Source organism: Methylobacterium sp. D53M, assembly GCF_053345625.1.
Window position 1 is genome coordinate 1 of record NZ_JBKFAL010000051.1, and the last position, 10,093, is coordinate 10,093.

General features: G+C 64.9%; 14 protein-coding genes and 1 pseudogene. 11 read left to right on the forward strand and 4 right to left on the reverse strand.

Annotated features, from left to right (window positions below):
* Positions 1-1,120 (forward strand): annotated as a pseudogene (locus tag ACLBYG_RS30860) (hypothetical protein); the annotation flags it as partial.
* Here ACLBYG_RS30860 and ACLBYG_RS30865 read toward each other — a convergent pair.
* Positions 1,084-1,308, reverse strand: coding sequence for a hypothetical protein (locus tag ACLBYG_RS30865; RefSeq protein ID WP_447683989.1), 225 nt, complete (start codon positions 1,306-1,308; stop codon positions 1,084-1,086). The pseudogene ACLBYG_RS30860 and the gene ACLBYG_RS30865 sit on opposite strands and share 37 nt — an antisense overlap.
* A gap of 147 nt (positions 1,309-1,455) precedes the next feature.
* Between ACLBYG_RS30865 and ACLBYG_RS30870 the strand changes: the two genes are divergently transcribed.
* Complete coding sequence (locus ACLBYG_RS30870) at positions 1,456-2,622, forward strand: hypothetical protein (RefSeq protein WP_447683990.1); 1,167 nt, start codon at positions 1,456-1,458, stop codon at positions 2,620-2,622.
* 41 nt (positions 2,623-2,663) lie between these two features.
* Here the strand turns inward: ACLBYG_RS30870 and ACLBYG_RS30875 are convergent, their stop codons facing one another.
* Positions 2,664-2,915 (reverse strand): hypothetical protein, encoded by a 252-nt coding sequence (locus tag ACLBYG_RS30875; RefSeq protein WP_447683991.1) that lies wholly within the window; start codon positions 2,913-2,915, stop codon positions 2,664-2,666.
* Positions 2,916-3,183: 268 nt separating this feature from the next.
* The gene (locus ACLBYG_RS30880; protein ID WP_447683992.1) at positions 3,184-3,354 is read right to left on the reverse strand and encodes a hypothetical protein; all 171 of its coding nucleotides are present in this window, start codon (positions 3,352-3,354) and stop codon (positions 3,184-3,186) included.
* Between the two features lie 425 nt (positions 3,355-3,779).
* Between ACLBYG_RS30880 and ACLBYG_RS30885 the strand changes: the two genes are divergently transcribed.
* The 3 genes from ACLBYG_RS30885 (at position 3,780) to ACLBYG_RS30895 (ending at position 6,364) form a co-directional block, all read left to right on the forward strand.
* Entirely contained in the window at positions 3,780-4,010 is a 231-nt protein-coding gene (locus ACLBYG_RS30885) for a hypothetical protein (protein ID WP_447683993.1), read from the forward strand.
* 334 nt (positions 4,011-4,344) lie between these two features.
* Positions 4,345-6,036, forward strand: a complete 1,692-nt coding sequence (locus ACLBYG_RS30890; protein ID WP_447684001.1) for a methyl-accepting chemotaxis protein — start codon at positions 4,345-4,347, stop codon at positions 6,034-6,036.
* Between the two features lies 1 nt (position 6,037).
* Positions 6,038-6,364, forward strand: a complete 327-nt coding sequence (locus ACLBYG_RS30895; protein ID WP_447683994.1) for a hypothetical protein — start codon at positions 6,038-6,040, stop codon at positions 6,362-6,364.
* 322 nt (positions 6,365-6,686) lie between these two features.
* On the opposite strand, the gene ACLBYG_RS30900 is transcribed toward ACLBYG_RS30895, so the two are convergent.
* Positions 6,687-6,863 carry a hypothetical protein gene (locus tag ACLBYG_RS30900; protein WP_447683995.1) on the reverse strand — a complete coding sequence of 59 codons (177 nt, stop codon included), beginning with the start codon at positions 6,861-6,863 and terminating at the stop codon, positions 6,687-6,689.
* Positions 6,864-7,197: 334 nt separating this feature from the next.
* Here ACLBYG_RS30900 and ACLBYG_RS30905 point away from each other — a divergent pair, with 334 nt between their 5' ends.
* The 6 genes from ACLBYG_RS30905 to ACLBYG_RS30930 all read left to right on the forward strand — a co-directional run.
* Entirely contained in the window at positions 7,198-7,527 is a 330-nt protein-coding gene (locus ACLBYG_RS30905) for a DUF3761 domain-containing protein (protein ID WP_447683996.1), read from the forward strand.
* Between the two features lie 641 nt (positions 7,528-8,168).
* On the forward strand, positions 8,169-8,594 hold the full coding sequence (locus tag ACLBYG_RS30910; protein WP_447683997.1) for a hypothetical protein: 426 nt from the start codon (positions 8,169-8,171) through the stop codon (positions 8,592-8,594).
* A 93-nt stretch (positions 8,595-8,687) separates the two neighbouring features.
* Positions 8,688-8,975, forward strand: a complete 288-nt coding sequence (locus ACLBYG_RS30915; RefSeq protein ID WP_447683998.1) for a hypothetical protein — start codon at positions 8,688-8,690, stop codon at positions 8,973-8,975.
* Positions 8,976-9,158: 183 nt separating this feature from the next.
* On the forward strand, positions 9,159-9,296 hold the full coding sequence (locus tag ACLBYG_RS30920; protein WP_447683999.1) for a hypothetical protein: 138 nt from the start codon (positions 9,159-9,161) through the stop codon (positions 9,294-9,296).
* A gap of 373 nt (positions 9,297-9,669) precedes the next feature.
* Entirely contained in the window at positions 9,670-9,840 is a 171-nt protein-coding gene (locus tag ACLBYG_RS30925; RefSeq protein ID WP_273565249.1) for a DUF3606 domain-containing protein, read from the forward strand.
* Between the two features lie 26 nt (positions 9,841-9,866).
* Positions 9,867-10,093 (forward strand): hypothetical protein (locus ACLBYG_RS30930; RefSeq protein ID WP_447684000.1); only part of this gene is annotated, 227 nt, incomplete at its 3' end.

Here is a 10,093-nt window from a genome sequence, read left to right on the forward strand (position 1 = left end):
TGCCTTCGGCTCCGCCCGGCAGATCCCCAATCAAGCCATTGGCGATGCCGTGCGGGGCGCCGGTCCGATCGACACGACGGACGTGCTAGCGAACCTCGCCGACCGCCTCCGGACGGCAGAGGGGCCGCAGCGCGCCGCCCTTATGCAGGCGCGGAACATGCTCATGACCGAGCACCCGCTGACCGGCGCAGCGATCCCGCAGACCAGCGCGGAGAACCTGCAGAACGCCAAGGTCGCCCTGTCGGGCATGATGGAGCACGGCGCGGAGTCGTTGGGCGTGCCGCGCGGGTCAGTGGCGCAGCGCGAGGGCGGGCTCGGCGCCACGGTGGCAGACCTCAACCGGGCCTTGCGTGACCAGGTGTCTGGCTACGGCGCGGCCAACGACGTGTCGTCAGCGCTCGCGCGGCGCATAGAGGCCGTCGAGGCAGGTTCGCAGCTCCTCCGATCCGGTCAGGGCGCCACTCCGCCGGCCGATCTCGCTGCGCGCCTCGCCGGCATGTCCCAGGGCGAGCGAGACGCGATGGCCGTCGGCATCCGTGGGGCGATTGACCAGGCCGTCGGCACCCGTCGGAACGATCTCACGGCGATGCAGAACCTGCTGCAGGGGGAGGGCGGGTGGAACACCGCCAACCTCGCGCAGGTCCACGGCCAGGCACCGGTTGATCGCATCGTCGGGGCCGTGAACCGGGAGGCGGCCTTCGATCAGGCCAACCGCCGGATCGTCGAGGGCTCGCAGACCGCACAGAGGACCCAGGCGGCCGACCGGGTGGCGCCGCGCACGACGCTCGGCAATGACATCGGCGGCACGGTGGCTGGGGCTATCGGTGGACCTCAGGGTTGGGCGCTAGCGCAGGCTGGGCGCGTCGCCCGTGCTGGCGTGAATGCAGCCGGGCAGGCCGCGGACCTCGCTCGAAACCGGCAGCTCGCGGACGCCATCACCCTGACCCAAGGCGACCGGCTGAACGTGCTGTTGAACGCCATTGAGGCGAGAGGGGCGATGCAGCAGCGGGCGGCGGCTCTCGGCAACGTCGCAGGGCGCGGCGCGCAGGCAGCGCTCCTGTCTCAGTCGGAGCGGGCGCGGCCCTACTTCCCAGCTGCTCTGCCAGCCTTCGGACGGTGACCGCGCCATGCAAAGGCAACAGCCGCGATGAAGATCACTCCGAGGATCCCGAGGAACGCAGCATCGCCGATGCGGTCTGCAATCCAATCGACGCCCTGGGGCACCGTGACGTTCAGGGCCCACCCGAGCGTCGACATCACGACGGCGAACAGGATGAGGGTGGTCAGGATCTCGGCCGTGCGGCGCATGTCGGGGAATGTGGCCCCGCTCCTCCGTTCTGTCGATAGGCACAGGAACGGCTTGCAGGGGCCGTCTGGCCGATCAGCAGCTAGGCCGCGCCGAAATCCCTCGGACGCCGTCAGTGGGCCGGATTTCGCAACTGAGGGGCATTTCGGATGAGTGATGGTGGTTACGGCGGCCTGCCGTCTCTCGCGGGCGGCGATCTTGGGCTGAGCCCGTCCATTCAGGACTGGCTCCTGCAGCAGGCTCAGGCGCAGCAGCTCGCCCAGGCCCAAGCCCAGGCGCCGAGTGGTGTGGGCCAGGACGTGCCGCAGGCCACGCCACCCGGCTTCACGGGCTACACTCCGCCGACACCTCCGACGGGCGCGCCGACCGATGTCGTGCGGCCGGAAGCGCAGGGCCTCGCTTCGGCGGCGATGAACGCACTGGGGCCGTCGAGCGCGCAGGCGGCCACCCCGGATCAAGGCGACATCCGCAGCCGGTTCATCTCGACCCTTCAGCAGGGCGGCCTGACGAACCCGAACGGCCTCGGTGCCGTCGCGGCCTACGCTCAGCATGAGAGCCGCTATAGCCCCTCTAACATCACGGGCTCTTGGTCGGACCCGTCCGAGAGCGGGCAGGCCGGCACGTCGGGAGGCATCCTGTCTTGGCGTGCTGACCGGCTCGCGAACATGCGGGCATTCACCCGAGGCGCCGCCGACCCCGTGGTGGCGCAGGCCAACTTCCTGCTGCAGGAGAACCCGCAGCTCACACAGGCCCTTCAGAACGCCCAGAGCCCGCAGGAAGCCAACCGCCTGATGGCGGATGCTTGGAAGTTCGCGGGCTACAACCGCCCTGGCGGGGAGAATGCGGCTAGGCTGGCGACGACGCAGGCCTACGCCAACAGCTTCGGCGGCGGCGGTGGGGGAGCCTTGCCAGCACTGGCGGCTTCGCGCGGGAGCTCGATGGGTTCGACCGCCCAGCGCGGCGGCTTCGGCTTGAGCGGCATCGTCGGCCAGGGGCCAGCCGTGCCGGGGCAGGCGTCGCTTATGCCGGGCGTGGCCTCGCTGTCCGCCCAGCCGACGGCGCTCGCGCCCGATCCGGTCGGGTTCTCGTCGGATCCGGTGGCCCAGCCCCAGCAGCCGGGCAATCAGTACGCCCAGATCGGGAACGCCCTGAAAGCTGCGGCGGCAGGTCAGCAGAAGCAGGGACAGAAGGGCGGCGGGATGCAGCTCGCCCAACCGGGGCGGCCGAGCCCCATCGGGCTGCAGCAGGCCAAAGCCATGTTCGACCCTGGTAGGTTCTATGGGGTGCTGCGCGACGCAGGGGTTCGCGGCGTCTGAGGCGTTGCCGTCGGGGTCCGAGCGTCAGATGGCCCGAGCCCTTACCGCTGTCGCCCGATCAGACCTCGCATTCTCAGGCTATTGAGGTAGGCCCGCTGTAGAGGACACCAGAACGCGGCACCGCTCTCGCGGAGCGCCGCTGTATCTTCGGTCTCGGCGACGTTCATGGCCTTCAGCAGCCGGTCCTGGCCGAAGCGATCGAGCGACTGCGAGAAGAGCGCGGTTCCGATCTCCTGCAGCTGGGCCTGATCGACAGCGTAGAACGGCGCGCAGTTCCGGCCGATGAGGGTCACGCGGACGATCATCCGTGCGGCTTGGTCGAGGCGAGTGGCATCTTGAGGCAGCGCAGCTTCAGGCGCCTTGGTCGGCCCAGCGACCGCATTGCAGTTCGCCAGCACGAATATGGCCAGCCCCCAGCATGCGACGGAGAGGCGGCCGAGGGCTCTAGCGTGCGCAGGTAGGCCCTTTCGCAGGACCTGAGTCTTCTGCCTCTCGTGGTTTTGGCCGCGCGGATTGGGCATGCGCTCAAGATGGCGAGCGCCGACGCGCCTGTCGAGGTGATCAGGCCGCTCGCAGATAGGATGGAATTTCGTAGTAGGCCCGAAAGCGAGCCGAGCCTTGCTTGACCTGTTCCGCGGTCTCGTAACGCACTCTTCCGAGGCCGATCACGAACAGCATGACGCCGGCGCTGATCAAAAAAAGCGCGATCACATACCCGACGAGCATAGGCATCCGCCCCAAGGTTCAGTCGACCTGTGGGCATGCTGGCGCAGGAGAGTTAACGGACCCTGCATAGTCTGCTGACCCCGGAGAAAATTCGCAATCAACACAATCTTAGTGCCGCTGCCGCAGCATCCTGCGCATGCAATATCAATTACGGATCGCTCGGCGTCGAGCAAGTGGAGGCGTCGATACTGAATGTATTGCTTTTGACGCTGCAGATGCGCCAGCCGCGATCGCCCGTGCGTCGATGCTGACCGAGCAATCGTTGGGAGGTGAGCCAGGTGTAGCCGTACTAAACCATTCGGTCTTCGGCATCGTCTGGTCGCATCGACACAAAATGCCGCCGTTGCCACCGGCGTAGGTGCCGGGTGTCAGCAAGATGCTTGAGCAGCTAGGCGCTCTCAGATGCGAGGGCAAGCAGAGCCACGGCCATCGTGCTCAAGGTTGTTTGGCCCTTCACCTGCAGCTACAGCCCACCCATGTCCGAAGAGCTCGACGCCCTCCTCGAACGCCTCAAGGCGCACCAGCGTACTCTCATCTTAGCGATGGCTGAGCATGATGGGCTGCCGGCCGGGAGTGCCTTGCGCCAGGTCGCCGAGCTGGAGAACGTCATTGCCGCGGTTGAGGCGGTCGTTGCCGAGGAAGCGAGCCGGTTGAAACGGTAGCGGCGACGCTGGGCTGCAATGTACTTCGAGCCACGCGGCTCGCGTGCCGCAACCGCTTCATACTCCGACCCTCTCTGCCCGGGTCGCCGAACCCTGACCATTTCAGAGGCTCAGATGCGGGAAAAATCAACCATCGTTGTTCTATTATAATAGTTACTCAACTTTTGGTTGATATGGCTTTACGGCCTATCGTACACCGTACACCCAGAAGTGATCGCTGCCTCTCAAGATCCGAAATGGATTGTAAGCAATTCAATATAGGGTGATTATTATCGTGCTCTAAGTGATCGTGCGCGCGGCTGATCCCTTAGTTTCTCCCGCGCTAATGCTGAACATGCGCAATCACCTTTCTGTCAAGGCGTCGCTTGCCGGGGCCTTCGGGTTTCTCGCACTCATTGCAGCAGGGCAAGGTGTGCTGTCGATTGCCAAGCTCACCAGCATCCGTCATGGCGTTACTGAGGTAGCTACAAATTGGTTACCATCGGTCGTGGCTGTGAATGAAATTCGAGCGCGCGCTTCCGAGGTTCGCATCAAGCAATTACGTCTGCTGAGCCTATCTGACACGCCGGCCCAGTTAGCCGATAATGAGGCAAAGCTGGTAGTCACCCACGACAAGCTCGCTCAGGCACGCAAGATCTATGAACCTTTGATCTCCTCTGCGGAGGAACGATCGCTGTATGATGCGTTTACGACTGCCTGGACGCGCTTCGAGCAAGCCGACATCGAAATGCGTCACCTGATGGAGGCTGGTCAGCAGCAGGCCGCCCTCAAGCTGATGAGCAGCATCGAGACGGCGAAACTCTATGACGAGGCGCGGACCAATCTCCAGCGTGACGTCACCTTGAACGAACAAGGGGCCCGCCAAGATGCAGGGCTGGCTATGGATGAAGCCAGCACAGCGACCGTCACTGCTTATGTGGCTGTAGTCCTCGCGCTATTGGCCGCTTGCATCGCTGCCACCTTCGGCCTTGTACGCGTGTCTCGCCCAATTCAAGCTATGACGAAAGCGATGACTGTGCTCGCGGAAGGCGATGCCGGAGTTGAGGTGCCATACCGTCAACGCGGCGACGAGATCGGCGCGATGGCCGCAGCCGTACAGGTATTCAAAGACAACCTGATCCGCACCCGGCAGCTCGAAGCGGAAACAGCTCAGGCGCGGCTTGCGGCCGAGGAGCAGCGGAAGGCCGGTATGCGCCAGATGGCGGACAGTTTCGAGGCTGCAGTCGGCGGCATCATCGGCATGGTGTCCTCTTCGGCGACCGAGCTACAGGCTACCGCACAGACGATGACCGCCACTGCAACGGAAACGGCCAGCCAGTCGACCACCGTCGCGGCCGCCGCCGAGGAGGCGGCGACCAACGTCAACACGGTCGCCGCCGCTGCCGAGGAGCTTGGCTCATCGGTGCAGGAGATCGGTCGACAGGTTGCCGGCTCGGCCGATCTAGCGCAGCGTGCAGTCTACGAAGCCGACCAGACTGGTACCCTAGTCCAAGAGTTGAGCGCATCGGTCACCCGGATCGGCGACGTCGTAGGCCTAATCTCGTCGATTGCAGGCCAGACCAACCTGCTCGCTCTGAACGCCACCATCGAGGCGGCTCGGGCGGGGGCCGCCGGCCGAGGCTTCGCGGTCGTCGCCACCGAGGTGAAGGCGTTGGCTGAGCAGACTGCCAAGGCCACGGGTGAGATCTCAGGGCAGATCGCTCAGATCCAAGCCTCGACCGGGCAGGCGGTCACGTCGATCGCCGGCATCACCGGACGGATCCGCGAGATCAATGGGGTGGCAGCCTCGATCGCTGCAGCGGTTGAAGAGCAGGGTGCGGCCACCCAGGAAATCGTCAGGAACGTCTCTCAAGCGGCGCAAGGCACGGGCGAGGTGACACACAATATCGCAGGCGTAGCGGGCGCCGCCGAGGAGACTGGAGCTGCCGCAAGTCAGGTGCTGGGCGCAGCCTCCGAGCTGTCGCGCCAGTCCGAACATCTCTCAGCGGAAGTCAGTCGCTTCCTTGCCACCGTTCGGGCTGCGTGAGATGGCAATAAGCACGCCGCTGCATCGGGATGACGCCACCTCTTTCGATGCTGTCCAGGCCCTCAGAGAGGCACTAGCCGGCGCGTTCGCCGAGGGAGTTGATCTCGGCTCTCGTGGCGAGCAGATCCGTCAGCTCGGCCTGACGCTAGAAGCAATGATCGAGGCGTTGCGCATCAGGCTCGTCGAGCTCGGTGCCGAGGTCCAGATCGACGGCCCGCCCCTACGTCTAGAGCAGCTCGCGCGCATGGCGCGGGCGGCTCGTATCTACGGGATAGAGGAGGAGGGCGTCCGCTTCGATCACGGCGCCATCAGGAGCCTGCCGTGTTGATCACGCCCTGGTGATCGCCTCCGTCCCGTGGCACTCGTCGAGCATGGCTATTCCCGACAAAACCAGATGCGAGGTACGGATCGACGGCGCGTGGCAACTCGTGCCGCTGGCTGAGGCTCACGCCCACCACCGCGCCGCCGAGAAGCGCTGTCCGACCTGTCACGGCCGTGTGCGCACCCAGGGTCTCTACTCAGGGCAGGGCGGTGTCGCGGTGATGCATCACAACGCCCACGATGGTTGCCCAAGGATCCCCAAGCGCTACGCTGGCACGCCGAGAATGCATCCGCAGCCTTTGGCCTGAAGCGCACTGCCAGCGTGGCCGCTATACGCGCGTCGGCTCCAAATCGATCACAGGGCCGCCGAGGTCGAAGAACTCGTCCTCGAACCCGAAAGTCGCGTCCTCGTCCGCCTCGGGCTTCGGTCCCAGCGGCACGAGCACCGACATCATGCCGAGGCACAGCGCGCCAGCGACCAAGGCCATGAGAATTGCGATCGACATGCTGACCACCGACCCGCGCCCCGCTGCAGGCACGGTGTTCCGGTAGGCTTAAGATTAGGTTCTAGCGATCGCCACTCGCTTTAACGCCAAGCTCGACTAGGGTGCATCTCTCAACTGGAGGATGCATCTTGATCCGGGCCGTACTACCGATCCTGCTGGCTCTTGGTGGCCCGCTGCTGTTCACCACCGTGCCGGCCTCGGCCACGCCGGGCATGCTCAATTCCCGAGGCTGCCATGGCCATCCGCGGCACTGCCATCCGCGTTCGGAGTGGCGCACGAACCGCCGCGGCAGACACTACGTCGCCGGCCGCTTCTTTCGCGACTGAGGCAGATCATGCCTTCGCGCGATCGCCGCCGGGCGCCAACGAGGCTCCTCGCCATCACCCTGCTGGCAGCCTTGCTCGTGCCATCGAGCGAGGCTCTGGCGCGCGGATCGTGCAAGCTGTTCGCGCCCGAGGAGCTTCGACACGGCACCTACACGAACCGCGACGGCTGCGAGGTGCCACGCCCCGAGCAACCCAAGGGTTCGACCTGCGCCAAGCCTGTCGACGCCACGGCTCGCTGTCGCGATGGCGACTGGAGCTACAGCCAGCACCGCCAGGGGACATGCTCGCACCATCGCGGGGTCGCGTGTTGGGTCTCTACCAGCCGCGACTGCTGCTGAACGGTATCGCGGACCGGTCGACAACGAAACCGGCGCAGCAACCCGAAAGGTCACCGCGCTGGTTGATCAAGCTACAGAGAGGCAATGGTAGCCGGGCCCCCGAATTCTCTGCCAGCACACAATTCCGCGCTTAGCTGAACGACCCTACCGCAGGCAGGCTGCTATTCGACGATGGACGGGGCTTGGTGATCCGTATGTGTGGCAGCCGTGCCAGGGGATCCGCATGGCGAGTTGCGGCGGTCTCGGAGCTATGGGCGATGGCCGGGGATGTCTGGTCCTTAGTTGTGGTCATATGTGCTCCGCTGCGACTTCGGCGCGTGTCCGACTATGTGTTGTGAGGGACGCAACGCAGGACACAGCAAATCGGCATCGCATGCGGCGTTGCGTCCGTGGGTTAGCCTAAGGCCTGGCTTCTCTCGCATCTCAGTCGTGAGCTTTGATCGCCATCATCGACGTCCAGCGATATTCCTTCGAAGCCTGGGACGACGCGATAGCTCCGACCTGGTGTCGAAACCGAGCCAGGCTTGACCGGGACAAATTAGTCTTAGAATGGAAACCTAGGCCATCGTGGATGCCGGCCTCAGAGGCCGGAACGGCGCAAGGCTACGCTTTCACCCTGACCAATGGCATGGTGCACCATCATGCCGATCCGGCCCGAGCATCGCTTCTTCTACCCCATCGACTGGGCGCAGCTCTCGGCCGTGATCCGGTTCGGGCGGGCAAAAGGCTGCTGTGAGGGCTGCGGACGGCCGCACGGGCGCATGGTCTACCACCTCGGCGACGGACGCTGGTGGGATGCGGATGCCGGCCGGTGGCGTGACGGGTGGGGACGTCGGATCCGGATCGCTGCGGAAGCTGATATCCTCGGCCGTGCCCGTCGTACCCGGGTCGTTCTGGCTGCCGCCCATCGGGATCACGACACCTCGAACAACGCGGACGCCAACCTCGCGGCCTTCTGCCAGCGATGCCACATGATCCACGACCGACCCGAGCATCAGCGGCGGCGTTGGCGAACCCTGTTTAGGCGGAAGGCGCTGGGCGACCTGTTCGGCGGACCCTACGCCTAGACTTTGGTGGAACAGAATTCGGGTGTGCTTCTCAGCACCGAAGACCGACATGTCCGGGTTCATGGTGCCCTTATCGAGAGATGGGAGGACATCATGCGTCAAATTTTTCTACAGACCGGCGGCACGGCTGCCCTGGTCGCTCTGGCACTCTGCGCCACCCCGCCAGCCGCTCAGGCTCGCGGCATCGACGCCGGTGGCGCCCTGGCGCTGGGCATCATCGGTGGCGTCGTGGTTGGCAGCGCCATCGCGTCGGCCAACCACGGGTACTATCCGAGCCGCTACGCCGCGCCGGATCCGTATGGGGCCTGTCACTTCGAGCGCCGCACCTACGTCGATCCGTATGGATACCAGCACGTCCGGCGGGTCGAGGTCTGCGAGTAGGCCCAGCCCATGTCGGAGGCTGTGAAATGGCAGGCGTGGGTAGCCTATGTGCGTTCGTAGTTGATCCGATCCCCGCCTAAACCGAGGCGCTGCGGTGTTGCCCCACCTATCCACCGCGGAAAATAACGCGATTGGAACAAGAACCAAGTTTCGGCATTGCTGCCTCGAATTATGGAGGCGACGATGACTGAAAAAAAAGGCCATGGTAGCGCGACGGCCAAGAAGGCCAATGCCAAGGCGAACAAGGAAGGTAAATCCAATCCTCGTAAGTCGTCAGCGGCGCAGTCTGAACTCGGCAAGAAGGGCGCGAAGAGTAAATAAGCAAAGCCTTAACTTTCTTCATACGGGTGCTTAATGGGCGAGCAGGCCAAAGGGCGGCCCGGCACAGTGTCCAGCTCCCCCCGCCACATCAAGCCTCACGCGCCTGTCTGGCCGATGCCTTCCGGGCAAGCCCCCGGGGAACCGGCCCGGTTGCGCCTGTCGTCACGTGCTCACCCGCTGCGTGCCGTGCGGTGTCGCGAACGCCTCGGGCGCGCGTGCGGAGAGAGACTGTCATTTAGCAGGGCCTCATCCTCCTGTCCTCGGGAGCGGTTCAAAATAGTCGGCAGAATGCGGTGAACTAAGGAGGACTCCTGAAACCAGACCGGCGCTTCCGAGTTGGAGCAGCGTCGCCAGAGTCCCCCTGGATCCAGCCATGCCGACCGAGCTGCACGACAAGGCCCACATCGACGTTTTCGACCGCGCCGCCCGAGAGCATTGGGCATTGCGCTTTGGGGTAACGGAGGAACGCCTGCGCAAGGCTGTGCGCATGGTCGGATCCCGCGTAACCAGCGTGGCGGCCTATCTCGGCCAGCCTGCCCGCTGACTGAAGGGCATCCTGACGTGAGCCGGATGATCTACGCCAGCTCGAACGGAGATCGTTGGCTTCTGCTGCGCGATCCGTCCGACGGCCGCAGCTTCGTCCGCCACGAAGCCAACGCGCCTGCGGGCGGCCACGTCACCGACATCGCATTGGCGGCCTTTCTAGCCGCTGATCGCGGCGGCCCCGAGCATCAGGCGTTATGGGCGTTGATCGGTGAGATTGTCGACAGCGCTGCTGAACCACCGACGGCCATCGT

Excerpts from the sequence above, each read along its gene's own strand:
- ACLBYG_RS30870 (WP_447683990.1), top strand. The coding sequence starts at position 1,456 with ATGAGTGATGGTGGTTACGGCGGCCTGCCGTCTCTCGCGGGCGGCGAT.
- ACLBYG_RS30925 (WP_273565249.1), top strand. The coding sequence starts at position 9,670 with ATGCCGACCGAGCTGCACGACAAGGCCCACATCGACGTTTTCGACCGC.
- ACLBYG_RS30910 (WP_447683997.1), top strand. The coding sequence starts at position 8,169 with ATGCCGATCCGGCCCGAGCATCGCTTCTTCTACCCCATCGACTGGGCG.
- ACLBYG_RS30890 (WP_447684001.1), top strand. The coding sequence starts at position 4,345 with ATGCGCAATCACCTTTCTGTCAAGGCGTCGCTTGCCGGGGCCTTCGGG.
- ACLBYG_RS30865 (WP_447683989.1), bottom strand. The coding sequence starts at position 1,308 with ATGCGCCGCACGGCCGAGATCCTGACCACCCTCATCCTGTTCGCCGTC.
- ACLBYG_RS30880 (WP_447683992.1), bottom strand. The coding sequence starts at position 3,354 with ATGCCTATGCTCGTCGGGTATGTGATCGCGCTTTTTTTGATCAGCGCC.
- ACLBYG_RS30905 (WP_447683996.1), top strand. The coding sequence starts at position 7,198 with ATGCCTTCGCGCGATCGCCGCCGGGCGCCAACGAGGCTCCTCGCCATC.
- ACLBYG_RS30895 (WP_447683994.1), top strand. The coding sequence starts at position 6,038 with ATGGCAATAAGCACGCCGCTGCATCGGGATGACGCCACCTCTTTCGAT.
- ACLBYG_RS30915 (WP_447683998.1), top strand. The coding sequence starts at position 8,688 with ATGCGTCAAATTTTTCTACAGACCGGCGGCACGGCTGCCCTGGTCGCT.
- ACLBYG_RS30920 (WP_447683999.1), top strand. The coding sequence starts at position 9,159 with ATGACTGAAAAAAAAGGCCATGGTAGCGCGACGGCCAAGAAGGCCAAT.
- ACLBYG_RS30900 (WP_447683995.1), bottom strand. The coding sequence starts at position 6,863 with ATGTCGATCGCAATTCTCATGGCCTTGGTCGCTGGCGCGCTGTGCCTC.